General features: G+C 68.0%; 16 protein-coding genes. 5 read left to right on the top strand and 11 right to left on the bottom strand.

Annotated features, from left to right (window positions below; translation table 11 throughout):
- Nucleotides 1–76: 76 nt before the first annotated feature.
- Nucleotides 77–1,327, bottom strand: coding sequence for a helix-turn-helix transcriptional regulator (locus tag JWS14_RS16855; protein WP_206016065.1), 1,251 nt, complete (start codon nt 1,325–1,327; stop codon nt 77–79).
- Nucleotides 1,328–1,518: 191 nt separating this feature from the next.
- Here JWS14_RS16855 and hxlB point away from each other — a divergent pair, with 191 nt between their 5' ends.
- Both hxlB and hxlA read left to right on the top strand, forming a co-directional pair.
- The gene (gene hxlB, locus JWS14_RS16850; RefSeq protein WP_072946763.1) at nt 1,519–2,100 is read left to right on the top strand and encodes a 6-phospho-3-hexuloisomerase; all 582 of its coding nucleotides are present in this window, start codon (nt 1,519–1,521) and stop codon (nt 2,098–2,100) included.
- A 46-nt stretch (nt 2,101–2,146) separates the two neighbouring features.
- On the top strand, nt 2,147–2,776 hold the full coding sequence (gene hxlA, locus JWS14_RS16845; protein WP_206013852.1) for a 3-hexulose-6-phosphate synthase: 630 nt from the start codon (nt 2,147–2,149) through the stop codon (nt 2,774–2,776).
- 127 nt (nt 2,777–2,903) lie between these two features.
- Here hxlA and zwf read toward each other — a convergent pair whose 3' ends face one another.
- The gene (gene zwf, locus JWS14_RS16840; RefSeq protein WP_241031373.1) at nt 2,904–4,448 is read right to left on the bottom strand and encodes a glucose-6-phosphate dehydrogenase; all 1,545 of its coding nucleotides are present in this window, start codon (nt 4,446–4,448) and stop codon (nt 2,904–2,906) included.
- 197 nt (nt 4,449–4,645) lie between these two features.
- Here zwf and gnd point away from each other — a divergent pair, with 197 nt between their 5' ends.
- Nucleotides 4,646–5,551, top strand: coding sequence for a phosphogluconate dehydrogenase (NAD(+)-dependent, decarboxylating) (gnd, locus tag JWS14_RS16835; protein ID WP_259375862.1), 906 nt, complete (start codon nt 4,646–4,648; stop codon nt 5,549–5,551).
- Between the two features lie 3 nt (nt 5,552–5,554).
- Complete coding sequence (gene pgi, locus JWS14_RS16830; RefSeq protein WP_241031372.1) at nt 5,555–7,222, top strand: glucose-6-phosphate isomerase; 1,668 nt, start codon at nt 5,555–5,557, stop codon at nt 7,220–7,222.
- A 30-nt stretch (nt 7,223–7,252) separates the two neighbouring features.
- On the opposite strand, the gene JWS14_RS16825 is transcribed toward pgi, so the two are convergent.
- The 4 genes from JWS14_RS16825 to JWS14_RS16810 all read right to left on the bottom strand — a co-directional run bounded on the left by JWS14_RS16825 (nt 7,253) and on the right by JWS14_RS16810 (nt 11,074).
- Entirely contained in the window at nt 7,253–7,756 is a 504-nt protein-coding gene (locus JWS14_RS16825; RefSeq protein WP_206013850.1) for a LysR substrate-binding domain-containing protein, read from the bottom strand.
- Nucleotides 7,698–8,084, bottom strand: coding sequence for a LysR family transcriptional regulator (locus JWS14_RS51745; protein WP_420855115.1), 387 nt, complete (start codon nt 8,082–8,084; stop codon nt 7,698–7,700). Before JWS14_RS51745 ends, JWS14_RS16825 begins: the two co-directional genes overlap by 59 nt.
- Nucleotides 8,071–9,453, bottom strand: a complete 1,383-nt coding sequence (locus JWS14_RS16815; RefSeq protein ID WP_206013848.1) for an L-serine ammonia-lyase — start codon at nt 9,451–9,453, stop codon at nt 8,071–8,073. Before JWS14_RS16815 ends, JWS14_RS51745 begins: the two co-directional genes overlap by 14 nt.
- Nucleotides 9,454–9,715: 262 nt before the next feature.
- Complete coding sequence (locus JWS14_RS16810; RefSeq protein WP_206013847.1) at nt 9,716–11,074, bottom strand: bifunctional folylpolyglutamate synthase/dihydrofolate synthase; 1,359 nt, start codon at nt 11,072–11,074, stop codon at nt 9,716–9,718.
- A 98-nt stretch (nt 11,075–11,172) separates the two neighbouring features.
- Between JWS14_RS16810 and pabB the strand changes: the two genes are divergently transcribed.
- On the top strand, nt 11,173–13,272 hold the full coding sequence (gene pabB, locus JWS14_RS16805; RefSeq protein WP_206013846.1) for an aminodeoxychorismate synthase component I: 2,100 nt from the start codon (nt 11,173–11,175) through the stop codon (nt 13,270–13,272).
- Nucleotides 13,273–13,388: 116 nt separating this feature from the next.
- Here pabB and JWS14_RS16800 read toward each other — a convergent pair whose 3' ends face one another.
- From JWS14_RS16800 to glyA, 5 genes are read right to left on the bottom strand one after another with little or no spacing between them, the layout of a single operon-like run.
- Entirely contained in the window at nt 13,389–13,982 is a 594-nt protein-coding gene (locus JWS14_RS16800; protein ID WP_206013845.1) for a sarcosine oxidase subunit gamma, read from the bottom strand.
- Nucleotides 13,975–16,851, bottom strand: coding sequence for a 2Fe-2S iron-sulfur cluster-binding protein (locus JWS14_RS16795; RefSeq protein WP_206013844.1), 2,877 nt, complete (start codon nt 16,849–16,851; stop codon nt 13,975–13,977). Before JWS14_RS16795 ends, JWS14_RS16800 begins: the two co-directional genes overlap by 8 nt.
- Entirely contained in the window at nt 16,848–17,126 is a 279-nt protein-coding gene (locus JWS14_RS16790; RefSeq protein ID WP_072951638.1) for a sarcosine oxidase subunit delta, read from the bottom strand. The genes JWS14_RS16795 and JWS14_RS16790 overlap by 4 nt, the downstream gene beginning before the upstream one ends.
- Nucleotides 17,127–17,156: 30 nt before the next feature.
- Nucleotides 17,157–18,410, bottom strand: a complete 1,254-nt coding sequence (locus tag JWS14_RS16785; protein WP_206013843.1) for a sarcosine oxidase subunit beta family protein — start codon at nt 18,408–18,410, stop codon at nt 17,157–17,159.
- Nucleotides 18,410–19,726, bottom strand: coding sequence for a serine hydroxymethyltransferase (glyA, locus tag JWS14_RS16780; RefSeq protein ID WP_420855137.1), 1,317 nt, complete (start codon nt 19,724–19,726; stop codon nt 18,410–18,412). Before glyA ends, JWS14_RS16785 begins: the two co-directional genes overlap by 1 nt.
- Nucleotides 19,727–19,815 lie beyond the last annotated feature (89 nt).

Genomic DNA, 19,815 nt, shown 5'->3' with positions numbered 1-19,815 from the left:
CGCCAACCCGCGCGGCGACCCGGGACGGACGACCGCCGATCCGGATTTTCCGATCCCGAGGTGGGAGCGCCTCCCGCTACCGTCGCGCGCCGGTGACCATCGCTGCGTCGGGCGAAATGCCCGCGCGAATTCCGATCGCACCGGCTTCGCCGCGGTTGGTGACGTCGAGTTTCTGCAGCACGCTGGCGACGTGGAACTTGACCGTGCTCTCGCTGATGCCCAGTTCCGAGGCGATGGCCTTGTTGCGTTTGCCGACCGTCAGATGCGCGAGGACCTCGAGTTCCCGGGGATTGAGGGTGGACAGCAGGTGCTCGTCCGGGCGTGCGGCCGGGGGATCCAGCGGAATCACGAGCGACACCCGGCTACCCCACCCGGCGATGCTTTCGATGTCGACGCGCCCGCGCAGGGTGTGCAGCCGCCCGGCCAGTTGCCGGGTGAGGGCGCCGCCGTCGATCGCTCCGGAGCCCTGATCTCGGACCTCGAGCAGCACGTTGTCGCCGTCGCAGTCCCACGCGACCCGCAGCCGGGCCAGCACCGGTTGCGCCCCGAACGCCAGGACGATGGTGCGGACCATCGCCCTGGCCGCATGCGCGATCTCGCCCGGAAGCGGTCGCCCGTCCGCCGGGGGTTCGACGTAGTCGATCTCGACCTCGCAATGCCGCAGCAGCGGACGTAGTTCTCCCTGTAGCCGGGCGAACGCGGTGGTGACCGCCTCCTCGGAGAGGGCGCGGTCGGCATCGCCCGCCGATCGCAGCGCGATCAACGCCGCCGACGCCGTCTCGCTGGCGGTGATGCGGGAGCGGCGATCGTCGAGGTCGTTCGATCGCAGTGTCCCCAGGATCGAGGACAGGGTGGCGTCGTGAATCTCGGTGAGTTCGGCGATGGTGCGGGCCCGTTCACTGGACGCGGCGCGGGACTCGGCGAGGTAGTCGGGGCTGGCCTGGGCGACCTGCTGACGGATCGAGGTGGCGACGATCCCGAACAGCGCCACGATCAGGTCCGGGTCGGGCGGTTCGGGTTGGACCCGCTTGGGTACGACGACCAGCAGGGTGTCGGTGGCATCGCGCACCACCCAGAGCGGGCGCCGGGCCCCTCCGAGAATCTGGACCCCGTCGAAAACCGTGCCGAGGTCGGCCGACTTCTTCAGGGCGTCGAGTTCGTCGATGGTGACGCGGTCGACGATCTCCCGGTTCCCGGCGACCTTCCGTGGTCGCCCGGTGCATTCACACGTGAAGATCACGAGCGCGTCATGTGACCACAGTGAGGTCAGATACCGGGAGAAACGCGCCGCGATGTCCGGCAGCGGGCCCGCGATCACGGCGCGCATGTCCGCCCACGACTGCGCTTGCTTCCGATCGGTGTCCTCGACGCTTACCACGGCATCCACCGTAGGGCCGATCGGTGTGCGGCGGCACTGGCCATCCGGCCAGCGCGCACTCGTCGAGCGACCGGGTGCCGTCGGGGTGCGGGCTCGGCAATCTTGTCTCCACGACCGGACCCGCTATACCGAGGAGGATCATGACCGTCACCATCGAAGACACTCGAACACGGTTCGACGATGGGCGCCGCATCGTGCTGGACGAGAACGAACGGCTGCTCAATTCCGTTGCCGCCGAACAGTGGGACCGTGCCGGCGCGTTGATCACCTCCGCCCGCGCGGTGTTCGTGATCGGCAACGGACGCAGCGGCCTGGCCGTGCAGATGGCCGCGATGCGCCTGATGCACCTCGGCCTGCGCGTCCACGTGGCCGGTGAGGTCACCGCCCCCGCCGTCGGATCGGGCGACGTCCTGATCGCGGTGTCGGGGTCCGGGACCACCGCCTCGGTGATCGGGGCCGCCGACACCGCCCGGAAGGTCGGCGCCTCCGTCGTCGCGGTCACCACGGCCGCCGAGTCGCCGCTCGCGCAGCGGGCCGACGAGATCCTGGTGCTCCCGGCGGCCGACAAGCAGGACCACAGCGCCGCGATCACCGCGCAGTACGCGGGCAGCCTGTTCGAGCAGTCCGTCCTCCTCGCCTTCGACGCGCTGTTCCAGGCGCTGTGGTCGCACGCGGACCAGACCGCCGAACGGCTGTGGGAACGCCACGCCAACATCGGCTGAACCAGCACCACCCCTGAACCCCCCAAGAAAGAAACAGGAGAAATACATGACGAAGCTGCAGGTAGCAGTCGACCTTCTCACCACCGCGGACGCGCTGGCGCTGACCAACAAGGTGGCCCCGTACGTCGACATCATCGAGCTGGGCACGCCGCTGATCAAGAGCGCCGGCCTCGGTGTGATCAGCGCTGTGAAGGCTGCGCACCCCGACAAGGAGGTCTTCGCGGACCTCAAGACCGCCGACGCCGGTTTCCTCGAGGCCGACCTCGCGTTCGCGGCCGGTGCCGACCTGGTCACCGTCCTCGGTGCCGCCGGTGACGCCACCATCAAGGGTGCCGTCGAGGCCGGTCAGAAGCACGGCAAGAAGGTCGTCGCCGACCTGATCGGTGTCGAGAACCGTGTCGAGCGGGCCCGCGAGATCGCCAAGCTCGGTGTCGCGTTCGTCGAGATCCACGCCGGTCTCGACGAGCAGGCCCAGCCCGGGTACTCGATCCAGACCCTGCTCGACGACGGCAAGATCGCCGGCGTCCCGTTCTCGATCGCCGGTGGCGTGAAGGTCGACACCATCAAGGCCGTCCGTGATTCCGGTGCGGACGTCGCCGTCGCCGGTGGCGCCATCTACAGCGCCGCCGACCCGGCCGCTGCAGCGAAGGCCCTCAAGGACGCACTCGCCAAGTAGTCTTCGGCACCCGAAATACCCTGAGCAGGATCGCTGCTCAGGGTATTTCGCGTGCCCGGGAACTACCGGAGACAGGTGAGTGCCAAAGCGTGCCGGGGCACACTTTGGCACTCACGTGGGGCTGAAACTAGAGCGTGCGCCACACCCGGCCGGAGCGGCTCAGGATGTCGTCGGCGGACGCGGGGCCCGAGGTGCCTGCCGGGTAGGTGTCCGGCCGGCCGGCCGTGGCCCAGTGCTGTAGGAGGGGGTCGATGATCCGCCAGGAGTGCTCGACTTCCGCGCGGCGGGGGAACAGTGTCCCGTCCCCGCGGAGGACGTCACCGATCAGCCGCTCGTACGCCTCCGGCGCCGGGTCGAACACCGACCGGAAGTCCATGCCCAAGCTCACCGGCTGGATCTGCATGCCACCCCCCGGGCGCTTGGCGCCGATGTGCAATTCGATCCCGTCGTCGGGTTGGACGCGGAAGACGAGGACGTTCGAGACCCCGGCGGCGCGGGCCGCGGGCGACCCGTGAGCGGGTGGCGTGAACGTGACCGCGATCTCGGTGGCCCTGCGCGCCAGCCGTTTTCCGGTGCGGATGTAGAACGGCACTCCCGCCCAGCGGCGAGTGGTGATCCCGACGGTCAGGGCGGCGAAGGTCTCCGTCGACGAGTCGGCAGGGAACCCGTCCTCCTCCGTCAGGCCGGGGAGCCGAACGTCGTCGTCGATGCCGGGCCCGTACTGGCCGCGGGCCGACGTCTGATCCAGGGGTCCGAGTAGTTCGGTGGCGGAGAGGATCTTGACCTTCTCGGCGGCGATGCTGTCGGCGTCGAAGCCGACGGGTTCCTCCATGGCGATCAGCGCCAGCAACTGGAGTAGGTGGTTCTGGATGACGTCGCGGGCGGCACCGACGCCGTCGTAATACCCGGCCCGTCCGGTCACCCCGACACTCTCGGCCATCGTGATCTGCACGTGGTCGATGTGCCGGTTGTTCCACAGCGGTTCGAACATCCCGTTCGCGAACCGCAGCGCGAGGATGTTCTGTACCGTTTCCTTGCCCAGATAGTGGTCGATCCGGTAGATCGACGACGGTGGAAAATATTGTGCCAGTACGACCTCGAGCGCCCGGGAGCTCGGCAGGTCGTGACCGAACGGCTTCTCGACCACCACCCGTCGCCACCCGCGTGCGGGCCGATTCAACCCGACGACCGCGAGCCGGCCGCACACGGTGGCGAAAGCGGAGGGCGGGACCGACAGGTAGAAGACGTAATTGTCCGGCTTGCCGCGGCGCTGATCGAGGACGGCCAACAGCGAAGCCAGCTGCGTGAACCCGCCCGGATCGTCGAACGACCCCTCGACCAGGTGGATGCGCTGCGTCAGGGCCTGCCAGACCGCGGGGTCGAACGGCCGCCGGGCATGAGCGATCACCGACTCCCGCAACACCGGCTCGCTGTTCGCGGCATCGCGGGCGAATCCGACGAGATCGAACCCCGCGGGTAGCTGACCACAATGAGCGAGATCGTAGATTGCGGGAACCAGTTTCTTGCGGGCCAGATCACCGGTGATGCCGAAGATCACCAGCGAAGACAAGTCGGCCACCGGGCCGATGTCACCGATCACCAGTTCCCCGCCGACGCGGCCACCGACTTCGCTTGTGAGCGGGACGCTCTGCTGCACTTCAGACACGGTCACTTCTGCTGCACTCCGTACATTCGCTCCTCGACAGGCGCATTCGGACAATGCGTCGGCTATCAGTGTCGGAGCGGCGAGCGGCGAAAGCACTTGGCCGGGTGACCAGTAGCGGCTCCCCATCCGGTCAGGTGAACCAGGCGTCGCGCGGCACTACACATAGAGCAGGTACTCGACGGATCGACGGCGAAAGTGAAACGGTGACGATGAAACTCGGTGTGGTAGGGCTCGGTCGGATGGGATCGAACATGCGCGAACGTCTGCGTGAGAAGGGGCACGACGTCGTCGGCTACGATCCGAATCCCGACGTCAGCGACGTCCGCAGCCTCGAGGCCCTCGTCGAGGCCCTTCCCGCACCGCGGGCGGTGTGGGTGATGGTGCCCGCCGGCGCGCCCACCCGCCAGGTGATCGAGCAACTCTCCCGGCTCCTCGCCCCCGGCGACGTGGTCGTCGACGGCGGCAACTCCCGGTTCACCGACGACAAGGTGAACGCAGCCCTGCTCGCCGAACACGACGTCCGCTACGTCGACTGCGGCGTCTCCGGCGGCGTTTGGGGACGTCAGAACGGGTACGCGCTCATGGCCGGTGGCCACGAAGACGACATCGCCCGGCTGCTACCGATTTTCGACGCCCTCCGTCCCGAAGGGGACCGTGCGGACTCGTTCGTCCATGCCGGCGGCATCGGAGCCGGGCACTACGCGAAGATGGTGCACAACGGGATCGAATACGGGCTCATGCAGGCGTACGCCGAAGGCTACGAACTCCTCGCGGCCGAGGAGTCCATCGCGGACGTCCCGGCGGTGCTGCGGGCCTGGTCGCAGGGCACCGTGGTGCGCTCCTGGCTGCTGGACCTCCTCGTCCAGGCCCTGTCCGAAGACCCGGGGCTGGGCTCGATCTCCGGGTACACCGAGGACTCGGGTGAAGGCCGGTGGACGGTCGAGGAAGCGATCGCCCACGCCGTCCCCGCCCCCGTGATCTCCGCGGCACTGTTCGCCCGGTTCGCGTCCCGTCAGGACGACTCCCCGGCGATGAAGGCGGTCTCCGCGCTGCGCCGGCAGTTCGGAGGGCACGCCGTCAGCAGCGCCGAGCCTGTCGAGGTCGCGTAACCCGTGACCGCGACGTCCGTATCACCGAGCATCACAGCGTTTCTCGAATGGCAGCGCCTGCAGGACCACTACGGTGACATCGCCTCGGTGCATCTGAGGGAATTGTTCGGCGCCGACCCCCGACGCGGCAGGGATCTGACGGTCACCGCCGGTGATTTATTCATCGACTACAGCATGAGCCGCATCGACCGCGACACGCTGCCCTTGCTCGTCGCGCTGGCCCGTGCCGTCGGTCTCGAGGACCACCGCGACTGCATGCTCCGCGGAGACCCGGTCAACACCACGGAGAACCGGCCCGCCCTGCACACCGCGTTGCGGCTGCCCGCATCTGCGGAACTGTCTGTGGATGGGCGCGACGTCGTCGCCGACGTGCATCGAGTGCTGGACCGGATTGCCACCTTCACCGACCGGGTGCGCAGCGGCCGGTGGCGGGGAGCCACCGGCCGGCGCATCACCACCGTCGTCAACATCGGGATCGGCGGATCCGACCTCGGCCCGCGGATGGTGTGCCAGGCGCTGCGCCCTTACTCCCACCCCGATCTGTCGGTGCGGTTCGTCTCCAACGTCGATCCGGCAGACCTGCTGGCTGCCCTCGACGGCCTCGATCCGGCGACCACCCTGTTCGTCGTCGCGTCGAAGACCTTCACGACGATCGAGACCCTCACCAACGCCACCGCGGCCCGGTCCTGGGTCATCGGCGCGCTCGGGGAGGACGCGGTCGACCGGCATTTCGTGGCCGTGTCCACCAACGCGGCGAAGGTGGCCGAGTTCGGCATCGACCCGGCCAACATGTTCGAGTTCTGGGACTGGGTCGGTGGCCGCTACTCGATCGGCTCGGCGATCGGCCTGCCGGTGATGCTCGCGATCGGACGAGGTGCGTTCGGCGACTTCCTCGCCGGCATGCACACCGTGGACCGGCATTTCGCGACGGCGCCGCTCGAGTCGAACGCACCGGTCCTGCTCGCTCTGCTGGGTTTCTGGTATGCGAACTTCTTCGACGCCGAGACCCGGGCGGTCCTGCCCTACGCCAACGACCTCGCAGCCCTGCCCGCGTATCTGCAGCAACTCGCGATGGAATCGAACGGCAAGTCCGTGCAGCTGAACGGGACGCCGACCGATGTCTCCACCGGGGCGATCTGGTGGGGTGAGCCCGGCACCAATGGGCAGCACGCCTTCTACCAGCTCCTGCACCAGGGCACCCGCCTGGTCCCGGTCGACTTCCTCGGATTCGCCGAACCGGCCGCCGACCTGCCGCTGAGCGACGGCAGCGGCAGCATGCACGACGTTCTGGTCAGCAACCTGCTCGCCCAGCGCAGAGTGCTCGCATTCGGCCGTACCCCGGCGGATCTCGCCGCCGACGGGATCCTCGAAGACCTGATTCCCCACAAGGTGATGGCGGGGAACCGTCCGTCGACCACGATTCTCGCCCCCGAGCTGAGTCCCGGCGTGCTCGGCCAGCTGATCGCGCTCTACGAGCACCAGGTCTTCACCGAAGGTGTGCTGTCGAACATCAATTCGTTCGACCAGTGGGGCGTCGAACTCGGCAAGGATCAAGCCCTGCAACTACACCGGGCAGTCGGTGGGGGCGGGGTCGCCGAGAGTGTGGACAGTTCCACCGAAGCGATCGTGCAGTGGTACCGGGCAATCCGCGACGGCTCCCCCCGAATGTGAGCACCGGCGACCACCGGCCCCTCGTGCCCGTCACCCGCAGATGCGCGGGTGACGGCCACCACCCACCTCCTGCGCAGTCGTCATGACGACGTGCCGGAGGAAGCGGTGTTGCGGATTGTAGTTGTGGACCCGATGCCACCACATGCGCTGGACCAGGGGTGCGAGGCGGACGGGGCACGGGCGGCTCACCAGCCCACGACTGTCGACGGCGGCGTCGAACAGGCGTGTGGGGACCAGTGCCAGACGGTCGCTGCCGACAACCAGAGGCGGCACCGTCAGATACGTCTCCGTGCTGACCTGCACCCAGGGTTCGATCCCCCTCAGGCGCAACAGTTGCGCCGCGGAATCTGCCGGGGTTCGACTGTGCCGGACGAGCACCCACGGGAGGGCCTGTAGGTCGTCGATCGAGGGTCCGTGCGGTGCGGACGGGTGGTGCCGGTCCATCACGATCACCCATTCGTCGTGGAACAGTTCCTCACTCGGCAGGTCTCGACCGAGGTCTTCCGGCACCAGCATCAAGTCCAGTGCGGTCAAGATCTGCTCCGCCTGCGGCAGATGATCCGGTGCGGCAGGGACGAACCGCAATCGCGCGTTCGACGCCGTCCAGCACGAGTCGAGTGTGCAGGCGCAGTTCCATTCCCAGGGGCGTCAGCTGAAACCGATTTCCGACCCGCCGCAGCAATTCGTCGTCGAAGTGCCTGCGCAGTCGGCGAAGGGCTGCCGAGATGGCCGGCTGCAAGACGCCGAGTTGCTCGGCGGCCCGGGTCGCGTTCTGGTGATACAGAACTGCGTCGAGCGTGATGAGCAGGTTCGTCAACGCGGAACGGGTGAAGCAACTTGCCTTCCGGTCAGCACTCAACATAGTTGACGGGAACGTTGACCGCGAGGCCGCCGGTGGAGGTCTCCTTGTACTTCGAGAGCATGTCGGCGCCGGTCGAGCGCATCGTCTCGATCACCTGGTCGAGACTGACCCGGTGGGTACCGTCACCGCGCAGCGACATCCGGGCGGCGTTGATGGCCTTGCCCGCCGAGATCGCATTTCGCTCGATGCACGGAATCTGCACCAGACCTTCGATCGGATCGCAGGTCAGGCCGAGACTGTGCTCCATCGCGATCTCCGCCGCGTTCTCCACCTGTTCCGGTGTGCCGCCCAGGATCTCGGCCAGACCTGCCGCGGCCATCGACGCCGCCGAACCCACCTCGCCCTGGCACCCGACTTCGGCGCCTGAGATCGAGGCCCGCTCCTTGTACAGCGACCCGATGGCACCGGCAGTGAGCAGAAACCGGATCGCGGTGCCGTCCGGGTCGGCCTTACCCGCCGGGGTGTAGTGCACGGCGTAGTGCAACACGGCGGGAATGATGCCCGCGGCGCCGTTGGTGGGCGCGGTGACGATCCGGCCGCCCGAGGCGTTCTCCTCGTTGACCGAAAGCGCCACGAGGTTGACCCAGTCCTCCGCGAATTCCGGTGCACGATCCGGATCTTCGCCATCCAGACGCAGGAACCAGTCGCGGGCGCGTCGGCGAACCCGCAGTGCACCCGGCAGGTATCCGTCGCGGGAGATGCCACGCTGCTCGCACTCGACCATCACGTCGCGGATGTGCAGCAACCCGTCGTAAATTTCGATGGTGGACCGCGACTCCCGTTCGATCGACAGCATGAGTTCGCTGATGCTGTATCCGAAGCGGTCGCAGAGTTGGAGGAGTTCCTTCGCGGACCCGTACGTCAGGCCACGGGACTCGGCGGTGGTGGTCGCGGTGCTCTCCGCCTCCGTGACGACGAAGCCGCCGCCGACCGAGAAGTAGGTCTCCTTGTGGACCTCGACGTTCCCGCCGGCGTAGGCGGTCAGGGTCATCCCGTTGGGGTGGAACGGAAGAACGGTCAACGGGCGCAGAACAATTTCGTCCTCGGCGAGCGCGATGTCGCGGGATCCGCCCAGCGAGATGTGGCGGGTGCTGCGGATGATCTCGAGCCGCTGTTCCATCTTCTCGGTCTCGATCTCCTCGGGACGGTAGCCCTCCAGTCCGAGCAGCACGGCCGACATCGTCCCGTGCCCGGCGCCGGTCGCCGCGAGTGATCCGTACAGGTCCACTCGCACGTCGACGACTTCATCGAAAGCGCCGAGCGTGTGGAGGTCGGAGACGAATCGCGCGGCGGCTCGCATGGGTCCGACGGTATGCGAACTCGACGGGCCGACGCCGACGGAGAACAGGTCGAACACGCTGATGGTCATGGAATCACAATCCTGTGTCTGTGCACCTCGAGGGCACGCGGTGGAAGCAGCGGAGGCAGCAGGAAGACTGCGCGCTCATACCGCTTCGCCGAGTTCCTCGGTGTACTGAGCGGGAGTGAGGAGGTCTTCGCAGGACAAAGCCGACCCACCGGAGCGGCAAATCAGCAGATTGATATATCAGTGATGTGTACCACGGTAGGTCAGGTTGGGGGTGTGGTCAAGTATTGTCCGGATAACTTCCGGAAAGTGTCCGTCGACGGTGTCAGCGGTGTGCGCTCCGCGCCGGTTCGAGGACCGACGTGACGGCGCTGAGAAGAAGGAACGAGCCGCTGACGACCACCGGTGCGTCGCCCGCGACCAGTCCCGCCATCGTCACCGCCTCGATGGGGCATTCGACGGCGATGGAGCGCAAGCCGTGCGCGCGAGCGCGTTCCGCCACTTTCCGTGCGGGCATGCAGGAGGCCGCGCCGGTTCCGCGGCCGGTCTCGCGGAACTCGGTGGCCACGATCCCTGCCGCAGAGGGCGCGAGTGCGGCAAGAGCGGCGTCGATATCCTTGTCGTCCTTGAAGGCGAGGACCCAGGTCAAGCGCTGCCCCGGATAGAGGTCCTGCAGCGTCGACGTGAGGGCGGCAAGCTTCACCGCGTTGTGGGCACCGTCGAGCACGAGCTGCTGTCCGTCGACGGTCGTGCGTCGCTCGAACCGGCCGGGCAGGGTGGCATCGGCCAAGCCGTCTCGAACCCTGGCGGGGTCGAGAGACCAGCCGTCGCGGGCCGCGAGGAACTCGGCGGCGCGTAGCGCGAGAGCGGCGTTGACGCCCTGGTGGCGGCCCTCCAGGCCGAGTTTCATCGGCTCGCTGTCGTGCAATCGAACGTGCGTGCCTGCGGCGGAGATGTCGCAGGAGATCGCCCGATCGTCGAGCTGATCGAGCACGCACCGACGCTCCTGCGCCACGGTGGCGATTGTGCGCCGCACCTCACGAGAGGGGTGGCGCAGGGCGATGCCGTGACCGCCGCGCGGAAGGATGCCGGCCTTGTGCCGGGCGATCGCGGATTCGGTGTCTCCCAGCATGTCGGTGTGATCCAACCCGATTCGGGTGATCACGGCGAGTTTGTCGGGTCGGCGGATGGTGTTCGTGGCGTCGAGCAGTCCGCCGATGCCGGTCTCGATGACCGAGTAGTCCACTGGCACGCTCGCAAAGTGGGCGAACGCAATGGCATTGGCCACCTCGAAGAATGTCGGCATCCCGACGTCCGAATCGGCCATGCCCTCGGCGACCGGGGCGATGCGGTCGACGATGTCGAGGAACGCGCACTCGGTGATCGGTGCGCCGGCGACTTGGAAACGCTCCAGTATCGAACGGACATGCGGCGACAGGTGCGCGCCGACCCGCCAGCCGTGGGCGTCCAGGATCGACGCCAGGAAGGTGCTCACCGAGCCCTTACCGGCAGTCCCCGCCACGTGCACCGTGCGCACCGCATCCTGAGGCGTCCCCAACCGGTCGTAGAACTCGCCTGCGCGGGCGAGGCCGCTGCTCTTTGCTCCCCGGGGCAGTCGGTAGAGGTAGTCGGTGGCGTCACGGAAGGAGCGTCCGGGATGCAGACGTGGAATCGAGTGGGTCATGGCCGTACTCCCAACTAGTGATATACTAGTAGTTAATACACGGTATACTAAAAGTATTCCAGCGATCCGTCCGTCGCATCGAAAGCGGAGGTGTATGGATGGTGCAGTCTGTCAGAACCCTGTTGGTCGACAACTACGACTCCTTCACATACAACCTGGTCGAACTGCTCGCCGCCGTCAACGGGGTGCGTCCGACCGTGGTACCGAACGATGCGCCGTGGGAATCGATCGACTTCTCGGCCTATGACAACGTAGTCATCTCGCCGGGTCCGGGCACGCCGACCGAGCCGTCCGATTTCGGGATCGGCGCCCGCGTCATCGCCGAGGCAGGGTTGCCGGTCCTCGGGGTCTGCCTCGGACACCAGGGCCTGTGCGCGTTGTTCGGGGCCGACATCGTGCGGGCGCCGCAGCCCGTGCACGGCAGACTCTCGCCGATGGTGCACACCGGCCACGACCTATTCCGCGGACTCCCGTCGCCGATGAACGTGGTGCGATATCACTCGCTCGTTGCGGTGGACCTGCCCGACGTCCTCGAGGTGCTGGCATCGACGGCAGACGGTCTGGTCATGGCGGTGCGGCACCGGAGCAGGCCGCTCTGGGGAGTCCAATTCCATCCCGAATCGATCTCCAGCGAATACGGGAAGGAACTGTTCGCCAATTTCCGGGATCTCACGGCACCGAGTGCGGTCGAACCGCACACCCAGTGCCGGGAACGCGAACAGCTTCCGCCACCTCGCGGCCACCAGCCGTGCTTTGCCGTCGAGTATCGACGGATAGACCGCTACCCGGACCCCGAACAACTGTTCCATGCCCTGTTCGGAAGCGGTCCGGGAACCTTCTGGCTCGACGGCAGCGCCCAACCCGAACCGGGCTCCCGCTTCACCATCATGGGGGACTGTTCCGGTCCCCACGCCGAGTACATCACCTACGACGTCGACGCCTCGATAGTGCGCATCAGCCGGAAGTCGCTGCCCGACGAGCAGATTGCGGGATCGCTCTTCGACTACCTCGACGCACAACTTCGCCTTCGCGCGGTGGAACCGGACCGCACTCTTCCCTTCGATTTCAACCTCGGCTACGTCGGCTACCTCGGTTACGAGCTGAAAGGGGAGACCGGCGGAGTTCGCGCACACCGGTCCGGGCATCCGGATGCGGCCCTGATCTTTGCCGACCGGGCCGTGGTGATCGATCACGATCAACGGTGTGTGTACGTCATGAGTTTGAGCACCGCCCCGAACGACAAGCGCAGCAATGCGTGGTTCGAGACCGCGACCGCCGCAATCGAAAGCCGAGACGCGGCCGTCGACCCGGTGTGCCCACCGGCTGTCTCGGAGCGGCCGACGGGAGCGGAATTCCAACTGAGGAACAGCGAGGCGGAGTACCAGTCGCTGATCGGCGAGTGCCTCGAACTCATCAGCGCCGGCGAAACGTACGAGGTATGTCTCACCAACAGGGCAACCGTCGAGTTCGGCGTCGACGCACCACGAATCTTCGCCAATATCAAGCGACTACACCCGGTGCCGCATGCCGCTCTGCTGTCGTTCCCGGAACTGTCGGTGGTCAGCGCCTCCCCGGAGCGGTTTCTCCGGGTCGGGGCCGACCGAACAGTGGAATCGAAACCGATCAAGGGAACACGCCCGCGCGGCGCCACGGCCGACGAGGACGACAGACTGCTCCGTGCTCTCGCCCGGAGCGAGAAGGACCGGGCCGAGAATCTGATGATCGTCGACCTGGTTCGCAATGATCTCTCGAAGGTGTGCGAGCAGGGGACAGTCCACGTACCGATCCTCTTCGGAATCGAGACGTTTACATCGGTGCACCAGATGGTGTCCACGGTTCGGGGGAGTCTGCGCCGAGATGCGACTATCGTCGACGCGATTCGGGCGCTGTTTCCGGCGGGATCGATGACCGGAGCCCCCAAGATCAGGACCATGGGGATCATCGACGAACTCGAAGGAACCGCGCGCGGAGTGTATTCCGGTGCGATCGGATATCTCTCGTTGTCGGGTACCGCCGATTTGTCGGTGGCGATCCGAACGATGGTGGTCACCGACACGCACGTTCACTTCGGCGTCGGCGGAGCGATTACCGCCCTGTCCGATCCGGCGGAGGAGTACGAAGAGATCTTGGTCAAGGCGGCGTCGTCGTGCAAGGTACTCGGAGTCGAGGATCGGCAGTCCGTCGGAATCGGTGTGTGAACGCGCTTGTCACTGCCTCGCGCATCACCGCGGGACGTGAGGTGGTGCGAACCTTATTGCAGAGACCGGCCCGGGGGACGGCGCCATGTCGTCCCCCGGGGCCGAGAACTGTCGCGTTACACGGGATCGACGCCGAATTCTTCGGCGGCGTCGATGAGCCACGCCGCGAGGTAGCGGGCGAAGGAGGCTCGTACCAGGATGCGGTAGTCGGTGCCGGTGTCGTCGAGTGCGATCAGCACGACACCGGCGAGTCCGAGCATGGTCTGCACGGCGGTTCCGGGGCGGAACACGGTGGGGTGCAGGTCGATCGAGCAGCCCTTCGCGAGGATGTCGCGGGCGTGGGTGCCGCGTAGGCGGAGGGTGGTGCGTTGGGCGGAGACGTCGATGGCTGCGCCGCCGTGCGGGGTGACCGCGGTGCGGAGTTGGGTTTCGAGGGTTTCGGGTGCCTGGGTGTGGGTGGTGATGAGGAATTCGTCCGGGCCGAGCCAGATCGCGGTGGCGGTGTCCCCGGTGGTGGCGGTGGATGCGGTGGTGGGCAGGTCGACGCCGAGGACGGCGGCGGCGGCGGCGGCACCGGGTCCGGTGGGGTTCACCCAGAGGTCGATCATGGTGGCGAAGGGTTCCTCGGTGATGCGCACCGTGTCGGGGAGGTGGGAGAAGGTGTGGTTCCAGCTGTGCAGGGGGCTCAGCGGGGTGAGGGTGTCAGCCATCGCGGCGTGCTCCTTCGGGGTCGACGAGGACGGTGCCGGTGACCTGCACGGCGACGAGGTTTCCGTCGACGGGGACGTGCAGGGTGTCGCCGATTCGGGTGTGGCCGCCCTTGACGAGGGCGAGGCCGAACGGGCGGCCGAGTTCGGCGCTCATGTAGCTGGAGGTGACGTGCCCGAGCATCGGGACGGGCGGCGGTGGCAGGGTGCCGTCGGGGCGGTGTTCGATGATCTGCGCGCCCTCGGGGAGGACGGTGTGTTGGTCGAGGGGGAGCAGGCCGACGAACTGTTTGCGCAGCGGGTTCTGGTTTTCCTGCCGGGTGAAGGAGCGTTTGCCGATGAAGTCGGCCTTCTTCTTCGATACCGCCCAGCTCATGCCGAGGTCCTGGGGGGTGACGGTGCCGTCGGTGTCCTGCCCGATGATCGGGTAGCCCTTTTCGGCGCGCAGGACGTGCATGGTTTCGGTGCCGTAGGGGGTGATGTTGTGTTTGTCGCCGGCGGCGATGAGGCGGGCCCAGATGGCGGGGGCGTGCCAGCCGCCGACGTTGACCTCGTAGGCGAGCTCGCCGGAGAAGCTGACCCGGGCGATGCGCACGTGCACGCCGGCGAGGGTGGTGTCGCGCCAGGCCATGAACGGGAAGGCGTCGTTGGTGACGTCGAGGTCGCCGAAGACCTCCCCGATCACGTCGCGGGAGCGCGGTCCGACGACGGGGAAGGTGGCCCAGTGTTCGGTGACGGAGGTGAGCCGGACCTGCAGGTGCGGCCATTCGGTTTGGAGCCATTCCTCCATCCAGTCGAGGATTTTCGCGGCGCCGCCGGTGGTGGTGAACACCTGGTAGCGGTCCTCGGCGAGGCGCATGATGGTGCCGTCGTCGATGACCATGCCGTCGACGCCGCACATGAGTCCGTAGCGGACCATGCCGACCTTGAGGGTGCTCATCATGTTGGTGTAGAGCATGTCGAGCAGCACCCCGGCGTCGGGTCCTTGGACGTCGATCTTGCCGAGGGTGGAGCCGTCGAGGATGCCGACGCCGGCGCGGACGGCGGCGCATTCGCGGAGCACGGCGGTGTCCATGTCCTCGCCGGGGTGCGGGTAGTAGCGGGGGCGTTTCCATTGGCCGACGTCCTCGAATACGGCGCCGCGGCCGAGGTGCCAGTCGTGCAGGGCGGTGACCCGTTCGGGGTCGAAGAGGGTGCCGCGGGCGCGGCCGGCGAGGGCGGCGAACGGGACCGGGGTGTAGGGGGGCCGGAAGGTGGTGGTGCCGAGGGTTTCGATCGGGCGGTGCAGGAGTTCGGCGGTGATGCCGGAGGAGATGACCCCGGAGGTTTTGCCCTGGTCGTGGGCGGTGCCGATGGTGGTGTAGCGCTTGATGTGTTCCATCGACGTCATGCCGGCGCCGACGGCGCGGGCGAGGTCGGCGACCGTGGCGTCGCGTTGGACGTCGACGAACTGGGTGTCCTGCCCGGCGGGGTCGGGGACCCGCCACAGCACCAGCGGCGGCAGGCCGCCGTCGTCGGCAGAATCAGCACCGCCGGAGTTGTCGGCGGTCGATGCCACGTCCGGGGTGGTGAAGCCCAGCGCGCCCAGAATCTCCCGGCCCGCGTTCTCGCCGTCGTGCAGGCAGCCGGGGAGGTCGAGGATGCCGTTGGCGGAGCCGGCGACGGTGACGCCGTCGAGGGTCTCGCCGGGCACGAACGCACCCAGGGTGTCGTCGTACTTCAGTGTGCCGCGGGCCTGGGAGAACAGGTGCACGGCCGGGTTCCAGCCGCCGCTGACGAGCAGGGCGTCGCACGCGAGCGGGATCGGGGTGCCGGTGGTGTCGTCGCGGGAGGTGACGAGGGCGTGGCTGACGCGGCCGTTGCCGCGGGTGCCGGACACGACGGATGCGGTGCGGACGGGGATCCCGCGGGCCTCGCATTCATGCTGCCAGCGGGCGGGGGCGGTGTCGCGGGCCTCGACGACCGCGTTGATGCGGACCCCGGCGTCGTGCAGGTCGATCGCCGCCTGGTAGGCGCTGTCGTTGGTGGTGAACACGACGGCCTGGGCGCCGACGGTGACGCCGTAGCGGTGCAGGAAGGTGCGGGCGCCGTGGGCGAGCATGATGCCGGGGCGGTCGTTGTCGGTGAAGACGACGGGGCGCTCGTGGGCGCCGGCGGCGACGAGGATGTGCCGGGCCCGGATCCGCCAGACCCGCTGCCGGCTGACCGCGGCCGGGGCCTGGCCACCGAGGTGGTCGGTGCGGCGCTGCAGGGCGAGGACGAAGCCGTCGTCGTAGTGGCCGAACGCGGTGGTGCGCTGCAGGTGCAGCACGTCCGGGTAGGTGGCCAACTCGGCGACGGCGGCCGCGGCCCAGTCGAGGGCGGGGGCGCCGTCGATCAGATCGGTGGAGCCGAGGAGGTCGCCGCCGGCTTCGCTCTGCTCGTCGAGCAGCACCACCCGGGCGCCGGCGCGGGCGGCGGTGAGGGCGGCGGCGAGCCCGGCCGGGCCGGCGCCGGCGATCAGCAGGTCGGTGTGGTGGTGGGTGGCGTCGTATTTCGCCGAGTCCGGGATGGTCGCGAGCCGGCCCTGGCCGGGGATGCCGCGGGCGACGAGGCCGTCGAACAACTCGATGGTGGTGGCGAGCAGCATCGGCTCGGGGAAGGGTTCCTCGATCTGCACGAGGCCGCCGGTGTCCTCGGCCCAGGCGGCGGTGATGCCGCGGGGGCGGCCGAGTTTGATGCTGGTGGTGATCTGGTGGACGCCGTTCGCGAGCAGCGCGGAGCCGAGGGTGTCACCGGGGTGGCCGGTCAACTCTTGGCCGTCGAAGGTGAAGGTGTGGGTGGTGGTGCGGTCGAGGCGACCGCCCTGGCGGGTGCGGAAGGGTGCGTTCACGATATCGTCGGCTTCTGCTCGGCCACGCGGTAGACGCTGTGGAATCGGTAGGTGGCGGTGTCGCGGACGGCGTTGAACCAGCGCCGGCAACCGGCGGCATGGGACCACCGTTCGGCGAACAGGCCTTTCGGGTTGGCGCGGAAGAACACGAACTGCGCCCACTGTTCGTCGGTCAACGCGGCCGGGTCCGGGGGGTAGTCGACGTGGGCCTGGCCGCCGTAGTGGAACTCGGTTTCCTCACGCGGCCCGCACCACGGGCATTCGATCAACTGCATGCTGACTCCTGGTTGGTGTGCGGGGGTGGGTTAGTGGGCGACGGCGGCGGCGCCGTGCTCGTCGACGAGGGCGCCGGTGACGAACCGGTCGAGGCTGAACGGGGCGATGTAGTCGTGCGGTTCGTCGTTGGCGAGGGTGTCGGCCAGGCACCAGCCGAGCCCGGGGGTGGCCTTGAAGCCGCCGGTGCCCCACCCGCCGTTGAGGTAGACGTTGTCGTAGGGGGTGCGGCCGACGATCGGGGAGGCGTCGGGGCAGGTGTCGACGATGCCGCCCCAGGTGCGCAGCAGATGCGCGCGGGCGAAGACGGGGAACAACTCGACGGCGGCGGCCATCTGGCGTTCGATGATGTGGAAGGCGCCGCGTTGGCCGTAGCCGTTGTAGGAGTCGACGCCGGCGCCCATCACCAGTTCCCCCTTGTGGGCCTGGGAGACGTAGACGTGGATGGCGTTGGACATCACGATCGTCGGGTGCACCGGCTCGAGGAGTTCGGAGACCAAAGCCTGCAGCGGGTGGGACTGCAGGGGGGTGGCGATGCCGAGCATGTCGGTGAGGGTGGAGGTGTGCCCGGCCGCACACAGCGCGACCTGCCCGGTGGCGATGTCGCCGCGGGTGGTGCGGACCCCGGTCACCTTGTTGCCGTCGGTGACGAAGCCGGTGACCTCACAGTTCTGGATGATGTCGATGCCGGCCTGGTCGGCGCGGCGGGCGAATCCCCACGCCACGTAGTCGTGCTTGGCGATCCCGGCGCGGGGTTGGTAGGTGGCGCCGAGGACGGGGTAGCGGATGTCGGCGGAGATGTTGACCAGCGGGCAGAGTTTTTTGACCTCGTCGGGTCCGACCCATTCGGCGTCGACGCCGTTGAGTTTGTTGGCCTCGACGCGGCGGACGCTGTCGCGGACATCCTGGAGGCTGTGGGCGAGGTTGAGGACGCCGCGCTGGCTGAACAGGATCGGGTAGTCCAGGTCCTCCTCGAGGCCCTCCCACAGTTTGAGGGCGTGCTCGTAGATGCGGGTGCTCTCGTCCCACAGGTAGTTCGACCGGATCAGGGTGGTGTTGCGGGCCATGTTGCCGCCCGCGAGCCAGCCCTTCTCCAGCACGGCGACGTTGGTGATGCCGTGGTTCTTGGCGAGGTAGTGCGCGGTCGCGAGGCCGTGGCCGCCGCCGCCGACGATCACGATGTCGTAGGACTTCTTCGGTTCCGGGTTACGCCACAGAAAGTCCGGGTGGTCGGGCAGATGCGCACCGGGCGGGGTCGCCGCAGTGCCGGAGCTCAGGGTCGTCATCAGTTCGTCTCCGTGAGGTCGGGGTAGAGCGGGAACGCGGCGGCGAGGGCGTCGACCCGGGCCCGCAGCGCGGTCAGGCCGGCCTCGTCGGTGGCCGGGCGCAGCGCGTGGCTGATGATGTCGGCGACCTCGGTGAACGCGGCCTCGTCGAAACCGCGGGTGGCCAGGGCGGGGGTGCCGATCCGCACCCCGGAGGAGATCATCGGCGGGCGGGGGTCGAACGGGACGGCGTTGCGGTTGACGGTGATCCCCACCCGGTGCAACCGGTCCTCGGCCTGCTTGCCGTCGAGTTCGGATTCACGCAGGTCCACCAGCACCAGGTGCACGTCGGTGCCGCCGGAGACGACGTTGATCCCGGCGGCCCGCGAATCGGTTTGCAGGAGGCGGTCGGCGAGGATCTTCGCGCCGGTCAGGGTGCGCTGCTGGCGTTCGGCGAATTCGGGTTCGGCGGCGAGCTTGAACGCGACGGCCTTGCCGGCGATCACGTGCTCGAGCGGGCCGCCCTGCTGGCCGGGGAAGACCGAGGAGTTGAACTTCTTCGCCAGCGCCGCGTCGTTGGTGAGGATGACGCCGCCGCGGGGCCCGCCCAACGTCTTGTGGGTGGTGGAGGTGACCACGTGCGCGTGCGGGACGGGGGAGGGGTGCAGTCCGGCGGCCACCAGGCCGGCGAAGTGCGCCATGTCGACCATCAGGTAGGCGCCGACCTCGTCGGCGATGGCCCGGAACCGGGGGAAGTCGAGCCGGCGGGGGTACGCGGACCAGCCGGCCATGATCAGCTTCGGGCGGTGCTCGCGGGCCAGGCGTTCGACCTCGTCCATGTCGACGAGGTGGTCGCCCTCGCGGACGTGGTACGCGGCGACGTCGTAGAGCTTGCCGGAGAAGTTCAGCTTCATCCCGTGCGTGAGGTGACCGCCGTGCGCGAGATCCAACCCGAGGATGGAATCACCGGGGGTCAGCAGCGCCGCCATCGCCGCGGCGTTGGCCTGCGCCCCCGAATGCGGTTGCACGTTCGCGAACCCCGCACCGAACAGGGCGGTGAGCCGGTCGATCGCCAACTGCTCGATGACGTCGACGTGCTCGCACCCCCCGTAATAGCGGCGGCCGGGGTAGCCCTCGGCGTACTTGTTGGTCAGCACCGACCCCTGCGCCTGCATCACCGCGAGCGGCGCGAAGTTCTCACTGGCGATCATCTCCAGGGTGCCCTGCTGCCGCGCCAACTCGGCCCCGATCGCCGCGTGCACGGCCGGATCGAGATCCACCAACCGCCGAGTCAACGTCGGATTGGAGACGGGTGCGGCTGCGGTGCGGCCGTCAATGTCGAGAGTCAAGAGGTTCGCCCTTCTGAGAGACCAGTGCCGAATTACTGATATATCAAACTGAAGGTAGAGTATGATCAGTAGTGGAT

This window comes from Rhodococcus koreensis (assembly GCF_017068375.1).
Taxonomy (GTDB): Bacteria; Actinomycetota; Actinomycetes; order Mycobacteriales; family Mycobacteriaceae; genus Rhodococcus_F; species Rhodococcus_F koreensis.
This window is presented reverse-complemented; position numbering and strand designations above follow the sequence as displayed.

Bases quoted from the DNA above. Each gene is read 5' to 3' on its own strand.
- JWS14_RS16800 (WP_206013845.1), bottom strand. From the start codon at position 13,982: ATGGCTGACACCCTCACCCCGCTGAGCCCCCTGCACAGCTGGAACCAC.
- JWS14_RS16815 (WP_206013848.1), bottom strand. From the start codon at position 9,453: ATGACCATCAGCGTGTTCGACCTGTTCTCCGTCGGCGTCGGCCCGTCG.
- JWS14_RS16785 (WP_206013843.1), bottom strand. From the start codon at position 18,410: ATGACGACCCTGAGCTCCGGCACTGCGGCGACCCCGCCCGGTGCGCAT.
- pabB (WP_206013846.1), top strand. From the start codon at position 11,173: ATGGTGCAGTCTGTCAGAACCCTGTTGGTCGACAACTACGACTCCTTC.
- JWS14_RS16790 (WP_072951638.1), bottom strand. From the start codon at position 17,126: ATGCAGTTGATCGAATGCCCGTGGTGCGGGCCGCGTGAGGAAACCGAG.
- JWS14_RS51745 (WP_420855115.1), bottom strand. From the start codon at position 8,084: ATGTTGAGTGCTGACCGGAAGGCAAGTTGCTTCACCCGTTCCGCGTTG.
- hxlB (WP_072946763.1), top strand. From the start codon at position 1,519: ATGACCGTCACCATCGAAGACACTCGAACACGGTTCGACGATGGGCGC.
- hxlA (WP_206013852.1), top strand. From the start codon at position 2,147: ATGACGAAGCTGCAGGTAGCAGTCGACCTTCTCACCACCGCGGACGCG.
- JWS14_RS16855 (WP_206016065.1), bottom strand. From the start codon at position 1,327: ATGCGCGCCGTGATCGCGGGCCCGCTGCCGGACATCGCGGCGCGTTTC.
- JWS14_RS16810 (WP_206013847.1), bottom strand. From the start codon at position 11,074: ATGACCCACTCGATTCCACGTCTGCATCCCGGACGCTCCTTCCGTGAC.